Consider the following 16,803-nt stretch of genomic DNA (forward strand, 5'->3'; position numbering starts at 1 on the left):
ACTTTTATATTTTTCCGCATTAAGCAGTCACCATTTTATTAAGTTATTAATCCTCGCATAGAAAATAAAAGTCATGCTATAACCATGCTTCGGCATTTTCCAATGATGAGAGGGCCGCTAGGTGGCTACGACAGAAAAAAATAAAACAAAAACCGGTATTGATGCTGCTGTTATGAATGGCGACATCAATATGTTGCTTGGCGAGCCAACCCAGCCGCCAGAACAAGTTCGTGAAGAGCGTAAGAGGAAGCTGACGGCAGCTTTTCGCCTGTTTGGAAAATTTGGTTTTGATGAAGGCGTAGCTGGCCATATCACTGTCCGTGACCCAGAATATGACGATCATTTTTGGGTCAACCCCATGGGGGTTTCCTTTAAACAGATGACGGTGTCACAACTGTTGCTGGTCAATCATCAAGGAGAGGTGGTTGAGGGGGATGGTTACCTTAATGGCGCAGCCTTTACTATTCATTCTCACATCCATAAAACCCGCCCGGATGTGGTAGCCGCTGCGCACGCTCATTCCCTTTATGGGAAAAGTTGGTCTACTCTCGGGCGCCTTCTAGATCCCATTACCCAGGATGCTTGTGCCTTTTATCGGGATCACGGTTTGCTGGATACTTTTTCCGGCGTGGTATTGGAAATGGGAGAAGGCGCAGCCCTTGCTAAAGCCTTGGGTAACCACAAAGCACTGATATTGCAGAATCACGGCTTACTAACGGTGGGTAAATCCGTCGATGAAGCTGCCTGGTGGTATATCACTATGGAAAAAAGCTGCCAGGCTCAATTACTGGCGGAAGCAGCTGGGCAGCCTATTCTGATCGATCCAGAAGTGGCAATACGAACCAGGGCGGTTGTGGGAACTGAACTGGCGGGATTATTTAGCTTTCAGCCTCTCTACAATGTAATTGCAAAAGAACAGCCGGATATGTTTGAGTAAAGAAACTCCAAAAACTCTGCCAAATTTGCAGAGTAATTTTTTGGAGCGCCGCAAAGCGCCGGCACTTTTTCTCAGAATTTATTCCCTGTTTTCTATTCTCGCATAAACTTCCTGATATTGAGTGAACAGCACTAGGGAGCCTCTGAATAACTCCATGATACCTCTGGCATGCAGAGCGGTTCACAATCAAGGCGCGGCTTCGCAGGAATGTCTAGACCTTTCAAGAAGTCGCAACGCGGAGTGTGAATCGCTCTGCAAGCCCCGAAGGGCGGGCCTTGAAGGCCACATCTGCTGCGTTGCAGCTCTTGCAAAGGGCTACGGCCATTCGCGGCGAACTGCGCCTAACATCTGCAGCCTTCAAGACCCGCAGAGGCATTACGGAGTTATTCAGAGGCTCCCTAGTTACTCGATAGAGATCTATTTCAATAAGGCGTCACAGGGAACTGTAGCGAGTAATGCACTATCTGGTTATTGCGCTGGTGCTGTTGTTAGTTGTGGCCATTACCCTGGTTATTGCGCGCCTGTTGCCTTTACCTATTCCACTGCCTTTATTGCAAATTGCTGCGGGAGCAATACTGGGTAGCTTTTTGGGAATAGAAATACCCCTCGAGCCAGAAATTTTTTTCCTGCTGTTTGTTCCGCCCTTATTGTTTATTGCCGGTTGGCGAATACCGAAAGGCGCTCTGTTTCGAGATATCGGTGCCATTGTTACCTTGGCTATTGGATTGGTGCTTTTTACCGTTGTGGGTATGGGATATTTTATTTCCTGGCTGGTGCCGGTCATGCCAATGGCGGTGGCTTTTGCAGTAGCGGCAATTTTGGCACCGACCGATCCCGTGGCGGTATCGGTGGTACACGGTGGAACTTCTATGCCACCACGGCTGGAGCATATCCTCGCCGGAGAGTCCCTGTTTAATGATGCCTCGGGATTGGATATTTTCCGTTTTGCAGTGATTGCTGCCCTCACTGGGACCTTTTCATTTCCCCATGCACTGGCTGGTTTTTTCTGGGTCGCTATCGGCGGTGTGGTTATTGGTGCTGGAGCGGCATTTGCCTGTGGATATATTTTGCGCCTGCTGGTCAGAATTGGCGGTGAGGACACTACTGTACAAGTTCTAGTGAGCTTATTAGTGCCCTTTGCGGCATATATCGCCGCCCATACTTTACAGGTATCGGGTATTTTGGCAGCTGCCAGTGCTGGAATTGCGACTCACTATACCACCTTACACGGCGCGGAAATGTCGACTACACGGATGGACCGCCGTGCAGTATGGAAAACAGTACAAGCAGTTCTTGACGGTATTATTTTTGTTTTGTTGGGAGAACAATTGGTTCGAATTACCGGAGCGGATTTCTCCGGCGCGCGCCACACTGGTGACTTAACAATTATTTTTTATGTCCTGGCAATATTTGTTGTACTACTTCTCCTGAGATTTGTGTGGGTATGGGTCTCCCTATATCTCTCACGTTTTGGGCAGAAAGTAGAATCTTTTGGTACCCATTTTTTATTGGTTAGCGTGTTGACTATCGCTGGGGTAAGAGGGGCGATTACATTGGCGGGAGCCTTTTCCCTTCCCCTCGCTATGACAGATGGAAAGCCGTTGCCCGGCCGTGATTTAGCCCTGATTATTGCAATGGGCGTTATCTTGCTTTCCTTATTGCTGGCAAGTTTTTTATTGCCTGTTCTACTGCGCCGTTTACCCGAAGCCCCCAATTTTGCCGCTATCGGTGATGAAAAAGGTGCGCGAATATCTGCTGCCACAGCGGCAGTGAATCAGTTAATGAATATGCGTCATGATATTGATCGAGGCGAAAAAGATCGCGATCTCGCTTTTGAGGCGGTGGATCACCTTTTGGCTATTTATCGGCGGCGCATAACCCTAGGAGAAGATGAAAGCGAGGATATTATCTGGATGCGTTCCAGGGTTGAGCGTCATTACCACCTTGCCGCACTTTCTGCTGAGCGCGAACAGCTGTTGGAATTGCGTGTCTCCAGGAAGATTGATGATGAACTCCACCGCAAATTGGTTTTGGAGGTCGATCTGGTAGAGGCGAGCTTAATTAACAAAGAATAAATTTTCTTTTGTAATAGACACGCTTAAATTGGTGAAAACTTGATATGGAGTTTGTAGAGCTGTGTTCAGTTAATGGGGTTTCCCTTTTTCAGAAAAGAAAAATAGACAGTCCCCAGCGCGAGCCCCTGGGTAATTACTCAATCCCCTATCCCGCTAAGCAGGTGCAGTTCCGGGAGTTTAGCGAGGGGCAGCGTTTTGATTGGCACTGTGCCCCGCAGGCGCAGTTTATTCTTTATCTTGAAGGCAGGGTGAAGCTCACAACTAGCTCCGGTGAACAATATATCTTTGCTCCCGGAGATATCTTATTAGCCAATGATTTACACGGAGAGGGGCATATCAGCGAGAGTCTGAGTCCGGGCAGGGCTGCCATTGTCGTGCTTAATGACAACCCCTAGGGCCAATAACCGGCTTACTGTTTTTCCATCTCGGGCTTGGCTTCTTCCCAGTAGTGATCCAGATGCAGGTCCTTGTCGCGGCGGTCTTGTTGTAACGCCTGTAAAAGCTGCTCGCGATAGATTCGGCTTTGCGCAATATGCTGGGACTCATCGCGCCAGTAGGGGAAAAGTGCCTCCAGCATACGCTGGTCGTGCTGCTTGAATTTCAAGGCGGCGCGGCGCGCCTGTATGGGACTGAGTCCCAATAGTTCCAGCGCCTTTTCGCCGATGGTCAGGGCCGAGTCCACGGTCTCGCGGAAGATATAGCGGACCCCGGCTTCCATCAAAGCATATTGGTGCATACGGTTGCGGGCCCGGGCGAGGATGGTCACATTGGGGAAGTGTTTTTGCAGCTGGGCCACAATTTCCAGACATGCGGCCTGGTCGCTTAAGGTCAGGATAACCAGCTTCGCATTTTGGGCTCCGGCGGCGCGCAGCAGATCTTCTCGCGAGGCATCCCCGTAGTAAGCCTTGATACCATAGCGGCGCACCAGATCCAGCTGTTCTGCATTGCGTTCGAGCAAAGTGGTATTGAAACCGCAGGCATTTAGAAGTCGCCCGGCGATCTGCCCAAAGCGCCCGTAGCCGATAATGATTACCGGTGAGCCCGAATCCACAGGCGGTGATGTATCTATGTTGGCGGGAACCTCTGGGCCGGTGACAAACCGCGGCTGGATAAACTGTTCGTAGATCAGCAGCAGCACTGGTGTCAGGGCCATGGTCAGAGCAATTTGAGCTACTAACAGGTTGCCGATGTCCGCACTCAGGACCTGAAGCTGGGTAGAGAACGCCACCAGTACAAAACCGAATTCACCGGCTTGCGCTAATGACAGAGCGAACAACCAATCCTCGCCCTTTGACATTCGCAAGGTGCGCGCCAGGGCAAACAGCACGGTAAATTTAACCAGCACCAATGCCAGTGCTAATCCGATTAGCACCAGCGGATTGTCCGCGATCAGGGAGAAATTCAGGCTGGCACCCACGGCGATAAAGAAGAGACCCAACAGCAGGCCCTTAAAAGGCTGTATATCCGCTTCCAGCTCATGGCGGAACTCGCTCTCGGCCAGCAATACCCCGGCGAGGAAAGTACCCAGTGCCGGCGATAGGTCCAGCCAGGTCATTACCGCAGCTGCGGCAAATACGATCAGTAGCGCGCTCACGGTAAACAGTTCGCGAACTTGGCTGCCCGCCATTAGACGCAGTAAGGGACCGAGCAGGTAACGCCCGGCGAAAATAAAAGCCAGCATGGTGCCGATAACTGCCGATGCGTAATACCAACCACTCAAGCCACTTTCATGGGGGCTGGCAGCGGTGCCCGCCAATAGCGGCAATAGCGCGAGGATGGGAATAACCGCGATATCCTGGAACAGAAGTACCGCAAATGCAGCGCGCCCGCCCTGGCTTTTCAGCAGGCCCTTTTCACTGAGGGACTGCAATACGATCGCAGTTGAGGACAGTGCCAGGATCAGCCCAATGGCCACCGATGAGCGCCAATCCATCTCGGAAAAGGCGAGAACCAATCCAGCGATGGCCGCAGCGGAAAACAGTAGTTGGGCACTACCGGTGCCTAGGATAGCACCGCGCATTTTCCACAACTTCTTCGGCTGCAGCTCCAGGCCGATCAGGAACAGCATGAGTGCAACACCAAACTCGGCAACGTGCATTTCATCGCTGGCATCGCCGACCAGGCCTAGGGCACTTGGGCCTATGGCCACACCGGCGAGTAAGTAACCGAGGACTGAGCCCAGGCCCAGGCGGGTGGCAATGGGTACCGCAATCACTGCGGCAGCCATGAAAATTACTGCCTCAATAAGGAAGCCGGAGTGTTCCATTTAATCGTTATCGCTATTTGGCTGTCGGTTGCTGGGGCTCGTCGCGTTCGGGCTCAGAAAACTCCCGGCTGCGACGAATCAATGGCGCTATGGTAGAGCCCTGTACGACGATAGAAAAGAGCACCACGCCATAGGTCATGACCACCCACAGGTAGCGAAGGTCCTGTCCCTGGACGAAGGCACTGCCGGCGGGAATCGACATCGCTAGCGCCAATGCCAGACCACCTTTCAACCCTCCCCAGATCAAAATCCGGTTGGTATAGGGGTGGTACTTGCGGCGACTTTTTAAATACAGGAAGGGTATGCCGACAGCGAAAACTCGGGCGGTGAGAACAATGACAATGCCCACTGCCATCAGTAGGTAGTCGGAGGGGCGCAGGTCGATAGTAATCAGGAACAGGCCCACCAGCAGGAAGAGCAAACCGTTGAGGAAGTCCTCGGTGATGCTCCAGAAATTATCCAGCTCGTGTTGGCTCACCCGGGAAAAGCCGCGCTCGCGGGTAAAGTTGCCAATAATAATGCCACTCACCACCATTGCCAGGGCGCCGGAGACCCCGAGCACATTGGCCAGGGAAAAACCGGCAGTGGGAATAACCATGGTCAGCATCAATTCCAGGCTGTGATCATTGGTACAACAAATAGCCCAGTGGAAAACGCCACCAATGATCAGTCCCAGCAATATGCCCCCCAGTGCCTCGATAGCGAATAGCTCAGCCACTGCCGGTACTGTAGGTTGGCCGCCTTCGAAAGCGAGTGCGTAAATCACCGCGAAGATCACGATACCGAAGCCATCGTTGAACAGGGACTCACCTTCCACCTGAATGGAAACCTGCTCCGGGGCTTTCAGGTTTTTCATTATTGCCAGTACGGCGATAGGATCGGTGGGAGAGATCAATGCACCAAATAACAGGCAGTAAACAAAAGCCACCGGCATATTGATCAGCATCAGGAACCAGTAAAGAAGGGCCCCGACCACAAAGGTGGAAATGAGGGTACCGACAATGGCGAGAAGACCGATCTCCAGTTTCTGGTTGCGCAGCTCCAACAGATCGATATGCAAACTGCCGGCAAAAAGCAGAAACCCGAGCATTCCCTTGAGCAGAATATCCTCAAGGTTGAGGAGCGGCAGAAGCTGATCTGCCCAGGTGCGCAACTCTACCACCCCCAACTTGCCGAGGGCGGTGACCAATAGTGATAAGGCCAGGGCACCGGCGGTAATAGCGATCGTGGTTTGGGCGCGCAATACGTATTGGTTCAAGAAACCCAGAAAAACTGATACGGCGGCAAGAAAACAAAAGGTGTAATAAACTTCCATGCCGTGTGTGGACTCCAGCGCTGAAATATTCTCGGATGGTTTAATGCCATTTTGGGGAGCGCCCCTGCGGCAATTTATATGATGGTGAGTGTGCCGTTATTGTAGTCGTGCAGAGGCTGCTCGATTTCCCTTGGAGTGGATCTAGGGCAACAGGATTACACCGGGGCGGGCCGCGCGGGCACAAGCGGCCAACTCCCTTTTATATGGGCGCGCAATTGTAGCGGCTCTAGGGCGCCAGACAACTGCATTTTTCAGTTTTGCGCTCAAACGGATCGACTTCCCCTACCCACTAAAATTCATTAATGCCTTAGCTTTTTAAACATTACTTCATTACTTACTAACTGCCAATTAGTAGATTCCTACTGACTATTGAAAATAAAAAGGATGATTGTCACGCCAATCTAGTAGTTTTTATCCCTCCTGAGTAAAGGCAGCTACCGACTATCTCATGAATTTTTACGACAGTGTCTACACTGGTTGATAGTCCATACCCATAAATGCGCAATTGAGGAAGTAGTAGTGAAGCATTCGATATTGTGCGACACCTCAAAGCTGATCGGTCGGGTACTGATGTCGCTGATCTTTATATTTGCCGGCTGGAATAAAATTGGCGGCTACGAAATGACAGAGGCCTTTATGGTTTCCATGGGGATACCCGGCTTCATTTTGCCCCTGGTCATCGTTATAGAGTTGGTGGGAGGACTCGCGGTGTTACTGGGGATATTCACCCGGATATCTGCTTTTGTTCTTTTCCTGTTCTGTCTCGCTTCGGCCTTCCTGGTACACCTATCCCCTGGTGATGCAACAGAAATGACCAGCTTTATGAAAAATATCACGATTGCCGGCGGTTTCCTGATTCTTACCTGTGCCGGTGCCGGTCGCTTTAGCCTGGACCATTGGATACGCGGTAAGTAGATTTCAGCAACAGTTGTATAGAGGAATTCAAGCCAATTGCAATCGTGCTTCATTGGGGAGAAATAAGCCGGGCCTATACTGCTGGGATATAGGTAATGACTCTACAGGATTACCATGAAGCTTTTTTATGCACCGGGTGTTTGCTCTCTATCGCCTCATATTGTTGCTTGTGAAGCAGGGATCAATCTGGGCCTGCAAAAGGTCAATCTAAAAACCCACGAGCTGGAAAACGGCGACGACTTTACAAGGATTAGTCCTAAAGGGTACGTGCCGGCACTGCAACTGGAAGGCGGAGAAGTACTGACAGAAGGTCCGGCAATCGTCCAGTTTTTGGCGGAACAAAAGCCCGACGCGCAACTGGCGCCACCAGTGGGCACCCTGGCCCATTACCGGCTTCTCGAGTGGCTCAACTTCCTCAGTGCTGAAGTCCACAAGCTATTTAAACCACTGTTCTGGCATGGTACAGAAGAGGAGCAGGAGGGTTCCCGGGTTAGGCTTATCCGCTGGTTTGACTATATCGAAGGGCAGCTTGATAAAGACTACTTAATGGGAGACGGTTTCACGGTTGCCGATGCCTACCTGTATGTTCTCTCTCGCTGGCTGAAACATCAGCAGTTTGATATGCCCCGGTGGCCCCGGCTTCAAGCATTCCAAAAGAGAATGGAAGAAAGGCCCGCAGTGCAGCGGGCGCTTCAGGAGGAAAGTTTAGAACCGGTGTAAAGAGCTGCCGTTAACGCGGGGTAAAGCGCCGGGTTGCAGGGATATCGGACTCGATCGGTTGGCGAACCTTCGCGACGAATAGTGCAGAGAGTAGTGCCACAAAAGCACAGCCCGCCATAGATCCTGCAATAGGTGTCAGGGTTCCGGTGTGCAGGCTGCTCGCCAGTCCACCCAGTATCCCCCCGGTAATAAACAGAGCGGCGCCGTATAGCGCGTTGGCACTACCGCTGATTTTGGGGAAGAACTCCAAATAACAGGCGGCGGCATTGGGGCCGGTAATACCGATACAGCTCATCACCAGTACCAGGGGAATCATCCACAGGGTAAGTTCTTTGACTCCTGTCATAGTTCCCAGCAGCAGCAGGCCGCAACCCAATAGCTGCAACACAATACCCGCCAGCAGGATATTGCGCGGCTCAAAAAAGTTCAGTAGGCGGATATTCACCTGAACCATGCAAATTAGCCCGAGTACGCAGATACCAAAAAACAGTGGGAACTGATTCGCGCTAACACCGAAGTAATCCATAAACACAAAGGGCGCGGTGGTGATGTAGATAAACATCGAACCGCTGACACAGGCCTGTGCAATCAGGAACCCAATAGCGCGGGGATTGCGCAAAACCTGGCCGTAGCTGCCCACGAGAGACTTTAGCGGCATCATCTGGCGGCGTGCGCGGGTAAAGCGGGAGACGGTCTCCGGTAACAGCAACTGTACTAGTACGAGCATTGCCAAAGCGTACAGTAACAAAAAGACGAATATACTCTGCCAGCCGCCAACGGCTAGTAGTGCGGAGCCGATCACCGGGGCGATCAGTGGTGCAATCAGCATGATGGTGCTAATCAGGGAAATAATTTTTGCCGCCTCACGGCCACTGTGTAGGTCGCGCACAATTGCAGCACATATTACTGTGGCAAAGCCGCCGCCAACTGCCTGGCAGAAGCGCAGGATAATCAGTTGGTCTACATGGTCGGTAAACAGGACTAACAGGGAGCTGGCTATATAGATACTGAGGCCGATAGTTCCTACGAGGCGCCGTCCCCAGCGATCTGATAATGGTCCGCCAAATAATTGTCCAAGGGCAAAGCCCAGCAGAAAACTGGACACTGAGTACTGCATCCGCTCGACTTCTGTATCCAGGGCCGCCGCCATCGCCGGAATGGCCGGCAGGTAGCTGTCGATGGAAAAAGGTGTCAGAGAAACGAGTGCGGCCAGCCACACCACTAGCCAGCGCGGGGCTTTCTCGTCCGGGTTAGAAGCGATGGATGTCATTATGTTGCTCAGGTACAGCCTGGAAGGATCTTCCCGGCAAAGCCCAATTGGCGGGAAATGGCTTTGGTAGAAACGGGCGGGCACATTGTCCCTTGCCCGCTTTGGATATCAGGGAGTTTAGTGCTTGTCTTCCCGCAATGTGTACAGTCCCTGTTTCAGTTTCAACAGGTGCTCCTGTAGCTGAGGACCTTTGCGCTGGGCTACGCCGATAGCGAGGACATCGATTACCACCAGATGGGCGATGCGCGAGGACAGCGGCGTATAGATCTCAATATCCTCTTCTACATCCACTTCCAGTGGGATGCTGGCTTGCTGTGCCACCGGCGAGCCGCTGGGTGCCAAACCAACCACCAGAGCGCCCTGCTCTTTTGCCATGCTCATGGAGCGAAGTAACGCCTTGGTGCGACCGCTCTGGGAGATAGCTACTACTACATCCCCCGCTTGCATGGACATGGCCGACATATTCTGGATGTGGTGGTCCGAGTGAGCAGCGGTGGCCAATTGCAGGCGGAAGAACTTGTGCTGGGCATCGGCGGCGACGGCACCGGAGGCGCCAAAACCGAAGAATTCCACCCGCTTGGAAGCGGCCATCGCAGTGACAGCGGCCTCGAGGGCACGGTCGTCAATTCTATCGCGGACTTTCAGCAGGGTATCCACCGTGGAGTCGAAAACCTTGCGCTTGTATTCGGCAATGGTATCCGTTTCCGTAACCGCAATCTGGCCGAAGCTGGGGCTGGAAGCCAGCTGCTGCGCCAGGTTCAGCTTGAACTCCTGGAATCCGGAGCAGCCCACGGCGCGGCAAAAGCGCACCACGGTCGGTTCACTCACCTGGGCTTCAGTAGCCAGGTCGACGATGCGCATATGAATGATTTCATCGGGGTTGGCGAGAATATACTCCGCCACCTTACGCTCTGATTTGCGCATGGATGACAGTTGTTCACTGATTCGTTGCGTTACTTCCGCCGGTTTCACAGGACTTCCTTCTCTATGCCAGATGGCGCAGTTTAGCCGCTGTGCCCTCCGCTGGCGAGCGACATTACATTGTCAGGTAGGGCAAAATCCTGTTTATTTACACAGGTCTTGTGCATCAGCTCTGGTACAATCTTCGCCCATGGACGTATCTCAGATTTTAGACCCCCTCAACGACGCCCAGCGCGAAGCAGTAGCTGCCGCGCCCGGCAATCAATTGGTTCTGGCCGGCGCTGGCTCGGGCAAGACCCGGGTGCTGGTACACCGCATCGCCTGGCTGATGCAGGTGGAGGGCGCCTCGCCCTACTCCATTATGGCGGTAACCTTTACCAACAAGGCGGCCCGCGAGATGCGCGCCCGTATCGAAGAGCTGCTGGGGGTGAATACCTTTGGCATGTGGGTGGGCACCTTCCACGGCCTGGCTCACCGCCTGCTCAAGGCTCACTGGCAAGAAGCCAAGTTGCCGCAGAACTTCCAGATCCTGGATTCCGACGACCAACTTCGCCTGATCAAGCGGGTACAGGCAGATCTGGGGCTGGATGATAAAAAGTGGTCACCGCGTGAAACCCAGTGGTGGATTGGCGCGCAGAAAGATGAAGGTCTGCGTCCGCAATATATCAATGCCGGCGCCGATCCCTGGTTGCAGACCATGGTGCGAATCTATTTCGCCTATGAAGAGGCCTGTCAGCGCGGCGGATTGGTGGATTTCGGCGAGCTGCTGCTGCGCGCTCACGAGCTTTGGCTGAATAACGACGCTATTTTGGCCCACTACCGTCGGCGCTTCCCCCATATCCTGGTGGATGAGTTCCAGGATACCAACACGATTCAATATGCCTGGCTGCGCTTACTCGCCGGTGAGCAGTGCCATATCACCGCCGTGGGTGACGATGACCAGTCTATCTACGGTTGGCGCGGTGCCAAGATCGAGAATATCCAGCACTTTTCCACAGACTTACGAGAAGTGCAGACGGTGCGACTGGAGCAGAACTACAGATCCACCTCCACCATTCTGAACGCGGCAAATGCGGTGATCGCCAATAACAGTGGTCGCCTAGGCAAGGAGTTGTGGACCAAGGGTGAAGAGGGTGAGCCCATCGCCGTCTACGCGGCCTACAACGAACAGGATGAATCGCGCTTTATTGTCGAGCGTATCAATGACTGGGTGCGCGACGGTAATCGCCGCGATAGCATCGCCATCCTCTACCGCTCCAATGCCCAATCCCGGGTACTTGAAGAGGGGCTTTTGCGCGAGCAGGTTCCCTACCGTATCTATGGCGGCCAGCGCTTCTACGAGCGCCTGGAAATCAAGAATGCCCTGTCTTATTTACGCCTGATTACCAACCGAGATGATGATACTGCGTTTGAACGGGTGGTGAATACGCCCACCCGTGGCATCGGCGCGCGCACTGTAGAGATGGTTCGCTCTTATGCTCGGGAGCAGGGCTGCTCCCTGTGGCAGGCGGCCAAGCTGATGTTGCAGCAGCGGGTATTGGCTGCTCGCGCCGGCAATGCCCTGCAGAGCTTCCTGGACCTGATTAACCAGCTGGCAGCGAATGCAGAAGATAAAGAGTTGGATGCTATTGCTGAGGATGTGATCGAAAACAGCGGTTTGTTGGAGTTTCACGGCAAAGAGAAAGGCGAGAAAGGTCAAACACGGGTGGAGAACTTGCAGGAACTGGTCACTGCCTGTCGCGGCTTTACCGGTGCAGGTCTGCCCGAGGGAGAGGAAGATGAGGAGGAAATCCCGCTTCTTAACCAGTTCCTCGATAGCGCTGCCCTCGATGCCGGTGAAGGTCAGGCGGATGAGTTTGAGGATGCCGTCCAGCTGATGACCCTGCACTCCGCCAAAGGCTTGGAGTTTCCCCTGGTATTTATGGCGGGTGTGGAGGAAAACCTGTTCCCCCACAAGATGTCGGCGCAGGAGCCCGGCCGCATGGAGGAGGAGAGACGCCTCTGCTACGTGGGTATCACCCGCGCCATGCGCAAGCTATACATTACCTACGCGGAAAACCGGCGTCTGTTTGGCAGTGAAACCTATAACAGCCCTTCCCGCTTTATCGGCGAAATTCCACCTAATTTGGTGCAAGAAGTGCGCCTGAAGACCGAAATTTCCCGTCCTCTCTATCAGGCGGACTACGGCAAGGTAGGCCAGTTTTCCGACCCGGCGCCAGACTTCGATGATTTGCCCCCGCTGGTCCTGGGCGGGCGAGTGGACCATGCCAAGTTTGGTGAAGGAACTGTCATTGAGTTTGAGGGAACGGGTCCTCGAATGCGGGTGCTGGTTAATTTTGACGATGTTGGCGACAAGAGGCTGATACTTTCAATGGCCAAGTTGCAGCCGCTTTAAGTGATGGCTTGAGCTGGCACTAAGCATTAAATACTGAGTGCCGGAGCATGTCGGTACTGAGAGGCATGCAGAATTGAAAGTTAGATAGTGGTGAATGGATTCCAGCGATAGCGGGAATCCATCCAAAATACCAGGGTCAGATCACAGAGGACTTCCCCTGAAGACCTAAGTTGGCGACCAAAGCGTCTGCCGATAATTTGTACAATACAAAAATAACGATAAATTAGTAGCAATGAAAAAACTCAATTGGTACCCGGCCATCATTCTCGGGCTCTTAGCCCTGCTCGCCATTACCTTCGCCGCCCTGGTAGCTTCCCGTGCAGCGATGGGCCCTGCCCAGCACTTTTCCGCAGAGGGCAATAAAGAGCTGTTCGAGTGGAAATTAGTTACTACCTGGCCCAAGAACTTCCCGGGCCTCGGCAGTGCGCCGGAGCGCTTTGCCAAGAAAGTCGAGGCCATGTCAGCCGGGCGTCTCAGGATCAAGGTGTATGGTGCCGGTGAGCTGGTACCTGCCCTGGGCGTGTTTGGTGCTGTATCGGAAGGCGCGGCGCAGATGGGGCACGGTGCTGCCTATTACTGGAAAGGCAAGGTGCCTGCAGCCCAGTTTTTTACCGCAGTGCCTTTCGGATTGAATGCCCAGGAAATGAATGGTTGGTTGCATCACGGCGGTGGTCTCGAACTCTGGGAGGAGATCTACGAGCCCTTTAACCTGATTCCACTTGCGGGGGGCTCCACCGGTGTACAGATGGCCGGCTGGTTCAACAAACCTATCAAGTCGGTGAAGGATTTACAGGGTCTTAAGATGCGTATTCCCGGCCTGGGCGGAGAGGTTTTAAACCGCGCCGGTGGCACGGCGGTGACCATTCCCGGTGGAGAACTCTACACCGCCCTACAGACTGGAGTGATCGATGCTACCGAATGGGTGGGCCCCTACAACGATCTCGCTTTTGGTTTCCACCAGGTTGCCGAATATTACTACTACCCCGGGTGGCATGAGCCGGGTTCTATCCTGGAATTTATCGTCAATAAAAAGGCGTTCGAAAAACTGCCCACCGATTTGCAGGAAATAGTGCGAGTCGCCGCCCGTGAAGCCAACCAGGATATGCTCGACGAATACACGGCACGCAATAACCGGGCCCTCAAGGAGCTGGTAGAAGAGCACGGGGTAAAAGTGGAGCGCTTGCCGGAAGATGTTCTGTCTCACCTGAAGAAGATCAACAACGAAATCATGCAGGAGACGGCGCAGCGGGACCCGGAGTTTGCCCGTGTTTACAAAGCCTTTAAGGAATTTGAACGGGATGTGAAGCCCTACCACGAGATCAGTGAAGAAGCTTACTACCAAGCGCGAGAAGTAAAAGAAGATTAGCGCCCATCTACTAGGCAAATGAAGGTGCCGGCTGTGTTGCTCTACAGCCGGGGAACCCAATATCTACAGTCAGGGCAGCGGCCTGGTACGGCCGGCATCGTCAATAGCGACAAATACAAACTCACCCTCGGTGACCTTGACCTGCTCACCAGAATCCACCCGCGTCAGCCAAACCTCGACCATGGTGCGAATCGAGGAGCGCCCTTCTTCAATGGCTTCTGCATAACAGCTGACGGTTGAGCCAACCGGAACCGGCCGCAGGAAAACCATACTGCCTACCGCAACGGTTGTAACACGACCGCGTGCCATGGTTTGCGCGAGAATGGCGCCAGCGAGGTCCATCTGCGACATCAGCCAACCGGCAAAAACATCCCCCTGCGGATTGGTATCGCGGGGCATAGCCAGGGTTTGCAGGGTTAACGTGCCTGTGGGTTGCGGATCTTCATCGAGAGCTGACAGTGCGGACATCGGGTACTCACAGATTGTTAGAGTTATTGGTTTCCACTACTGGAATGGTGGCGCATTCTAGCACAATTTGGCCAGTAATTGACCAGAATAAATTTTGCTCTTTGGTCGACTGCAGGCGCATTTGTGGCAGCTGAAGTTGGTACTTTCAGGCTATTGGCGGTTTTTCACATGTCGCAAATCACTATTGCTGAACTACCCCCGGCAACCAAGTGGCCAGGGCCGGCCATATCGCCAGCAGGCACAGCAGTAAAAGTTGGATGGCAATAAAAGGCGCTACCCCGCGATAGATGGCCGATGTGGCCACAGAACTGGGGGCTACCCCGCGCAGGTAAAAGAGAGCAAACCCAAACGGAGGTGTCAGGAAAGAGGTCTGCAAATTGATGGCAATCATAATGCCGAGCCACACCGGATCAACGCCCATTGCCAGCAGTACCGGGCCCACAATTGGTACCACTACAAAAGTGATTTCGATAAAGTCGAGGATAAAGCCCAGCAGGAAGATTACCAGCATCACCAGTAGGGTCGCGCCGATTACCCCTCCGGGCAGGCTGTGGAAAAATCCTGTCACCAACTCTTCGCCGTTGTAACCGCGAAAAACTAGAGAAAATAAAGAAGCGCCAATCAATATGGCGAAAACCATTGCCGAGACCTGAAGCGTACTGCGGCCGATTTCTCCGGCACGTTTAAAGCTGAGTGCTCCGCGACTGGACGCCAGTAGCGCCGCCCCCAGTGCGCCGACGGCGGCCGCTTCTGTGGGGGTGGCAGCGCCAACGATGATTGATCCGAGCACAATCAGCATTAAGGCAATCGGTGGCAAAAGACTGCGAAGCAGCTGGGCCTTATCCACTTCTGGAGGCTCGCTGGTCTCTGTGGGTTTGGGGCGACGGGCGATAAATAATAGATAAATGATATAGGCGGCCACCAGCAGTAAGCCGGGAATAATTGCCCCCACAAACAGATCCCCCACGCTGACCGGCTTGGGATTAAAAATGCCTGCAGACAGTTGTGCCTGTTGATAGGCATTGGAGAGGGTATCACCCAACAGAACCAAGGCAATAGAGGGAGGGATAATTTGCCCGAGGGTACCGGTGGCGCAGATAGTGCCGGTAGCCAGTTTGGGGGAGTAGCCATTTTTTAACATGGTGGGCAGTGACATCAGCCCCATGGTGACTACAGTTGCACCGACGATGCCAGTACTGGCGGCGAGCAGCGCGCCCACCACCACTACGGAAATGGCGAGTCCCGAAGGAGCCCCCATAAAGGCTTTGCTCAGATTAACCAACAAATCTTCGGCAATCTTGGCTCGCTCCAGTATTACCCCCATCAGCACAAATAGCGGAACGGCAACCAGAGTGCCGTTTTGCATAATGCCGTAGAGGCGATCGGGGAAGGCGCGCAGCAACTCAGCATCAAATACGCCATACACAATACCCAGGCCCGCTGATAGCAGGGCGGTACCCGCGAGGGTAAAAGCTACTGGGTAGCCGAACATAAGCAGAGCGCAGACGGCTGCAAACATCAGAAAGGGGATCAGCTCAATCACACTTCGGCCCCTTCTACCTGCTTCAGTACTGCTTTTGACGACGACATTGGAATGGACTGTTGTTGGGGCAGCATCAATTGCACCAGGGCGCGAATAAACTGGGCCAGTCCCGCCAGAGCCAAGGTGACTGCGGACAGAGGAATCAGGCTCTTCAGTAAAAATACCCCAGGCAGGCCGCCGGCGTTCGCACTGTCTTCAAAAACTGACCAGCTATTCAGTACAAAGTGCCAGCTGCTTATAAATAGAAAGACGCAAAGCGGTAAGAGGAATACCAGATAGCCAATTGCATTGATCCAGGTTTTGGCCCTGGCGCTCATCCTGCGGTAGAAGACATCCACCCGCACATGGGCATCGGTCTGCAACGCATAGGCCAGCCCCAGCATAAAGGCGGCACCGTGCAGGTAAATCACGGATTCCTGTAGGGCGATAGAACCGGTATTGAAGCCGTGGCGCATCACCACAACACAGCTTTGTAACAGGACCATGGCCCAGGTGAACCAGGACAGCAGTTGCCCGGTATGACTGGTCAGGCGCTCGAGTGCCTGCGCGCTGCACAGCAGAAAACGCATGGGGGCTTCTCTCTTTACATCTTATTGTTATTTATGTTGCTCG

Annotated in this window: 14 protein-coding genes; 7 read left to right on the top strand and 7 right to left on the bottom strand. The window is 53.4% G+C overall.

All coding sequences use genetic code 11. From position 1 onward, the window contains the following. Positions 1-172 precede the first annotated feature (172 nt). The 3 genes from P0078_RS14155 (at position 173) to P0078_RS14165 (ending at position 3,407) form a co-directional block, all read left to right on the top strand. The gene (locus P0078_RS14155) at positions 173-937 is read left to right on the top strand and encodes a class II aldolase/adducin family protein (protein WP_502867297.1); all 765 of its coding nucleotides are present in this window, start codon (positions 173-175) and stop codon (positions 935-937) included. A 455-nt stretch (positions 938-1,392) separates the two neighbouring features. Further along, positions 1,393-3,012, top strand: a complete 1,620-nt coding sequence (locus tag P0078_RS14160) for a Na+/H+ antiporter (RefSeq protein ID WP_282930595.1) — start codon at positions 1,393-1,395, stop codon at positions 3,010-3,012. Between the two features lie 44 nt (positions 3,013-3,056). Beyond that, positions 3,057-3,407, top strand: a complete 351-nt coding sequence (locus P0078_RS14165) for an AraC family ligand binding domain-containing protein (protein ID WP_282930596.1) — start codon at positions 3,057-3,059, stop codon at positions 3,405-3,407. 14 nt (positions 3,408-3,421) lie between these two features. On the opposite strand, the gene P0078_RS14170 is transcribed toward P0078_RS14165, so the two are convergent. Next, positions 3,422-5,278, bottom strand: a complete 1,857-nt coding sequence (locus P0078_RS14170) for a monovalent cation:proton antiporter-2 (CPA2) family protein (RefSeq protein ID WP_282930597.1) — start codon at positions 5,276-5,278, stop codon at positions 3,422-3,424. Between the two features lie 13 nt (positions 5,279-5,291). Next, on the bottom strand, positions 5,292-6,593 hold the full coding sequence (locus P0078_RS14175; protein ID WP_282930598.1) for a cation:proton antiporter: 1,302 nt from the start codon (positions 6,591-6,593) through the stop codon (positions 5,292-5,294). Positions 6,594-7,112: 519 nt separating this feature from the next. Between P0078_RS14175 and P0078_RS14180 the strand changes: the two genes are divergently transcribed. Beyond that, positions 7,113-7,508 (top strand): DoxX family protein, encoded by a 396-nt coding sequence (locus P0078_RS14180; protein ID WP_282930599.1) that lies wholly within the window; start codon positions 7,113-7,115, stop codon positions 7,506-7,508. 114 nt (positions 7,509-7,622) lie between these two features. Further along, a complete protein-coding gene (gstA, locus tag P0078_RS14185) occupies positions 7,623-8,228 on the top strand; it encodes a glutathione transferase GstA (protein WP_282930600.1) in 606 nt (201 codons plus the stop codon). A gap of 10 nt (positions 8,229-8,238) precedes the next feature. Here gstA and P0078_RS14190 read toward each other — a convergent pair whose 3' ends face one another. Beyond that, positions 8,239-9,498, bottom strand: a complete 1,260-nt coding sequence (locus P0078_RS14190; protein WP_282930601.1) for a multidrug effflux MFS transporter — start codon at positions 9,496-9,498, stop codon at positions 8,239-8,241. Between the two features lie 117 nt (positions 9,499-9,615). Further along, a complete protein-coding gene (hexR, locus tag P0078_RS14195) occupies positions 9,616-10,470 on the bottom strand; it encodes a transcriptional regulator HexR (RefSeq protein ID WP_282930602.1) in 855 nt (284 codons plus the stop codon). A 139-nt stretch (positions 10,471-10,609) separates the two neighbouring features. Between hexR and uvrD the strand changes: the two genes are divergently transcribed. Then, positions 10,610-12,814 (top strand): DNA helicase II, encoded by a 2,205-nt coding sequence (gene uvrD, locus P0078_RS14200; RefSeq protein WP_282930603.1) that lies wholly within the window; start codon positions 10,610-10,612, stop codon positions 12,812-12,814. A 232-nt stretch (positions 12,815-13,046) separates the two neighbouring features. After that, complete coding sequence (locus P0078_RS14205; protein WP_282930604.1) at positions 13,047-14,180, top strand: TRAP transporter substrate-binding protein; 1,134 nt, start codon at positions 13,047-13,049, stop codon at positions 14,178-14,180. Between the two features lie 69 nt (positions 14,181-14,249). On the opposite strand, the gene P0078_RS14210 is transcribed toward P0078_RS14205, so the two are convergent. The 3 genes from P0078_RS14210 to P0078_RS14220 form a co-directional block, all read right to left on the bottom strand. Continuing rightward, positions 14,250-14,639 (bottom strand): acyl-CoA thioesterase, encoded by a 390-nt coding sequence (locus P0078_RS14210; protein WP_108735392.1) that lies wholly within the window; start codon positions 14,637-14,639, stop codon positions 14,250-14,252. Between the two features lie 190 nt (positions 14,640-14,829). Next, positions 14,830-16,191 (bottom strand): TRAP transporter large permease, encoded by a 1,362-nt coding sequence (locus P0078_RS14215; RefSeq protein ID WP_282930605.1) that lies wholly within the window; start codon positions 16,189-16,191, stop codon positions 14,830-14,832. Further along, positions 16,188-16,760 (bottom strand): TRAP transporter small permease subunit, encoded by a 573-nt coding sequence (locus P0078_RS14220; RefSeq protein ID WP_282930606.1) that lies wholly within the window; start codon positions 16,758-16,760, stop codon positions 16,188-16,190. Before P0078_RS14220 ends, P0078_RS14215 begins: the two co-directional genes overlap by 4 nt. Positions 16,761-16,803: the final 43 nt, after the last annotated feature.

It is taken from the genome of Microbulbifer sp. VAAF005, from assembly GCF_030012985.1.
Classification (GTDB): Bacteria; Pseudomonadota; Gammaproteobacteria; order Pseudomonadales; family Cellvibrionaceae; genus Microbulbifer.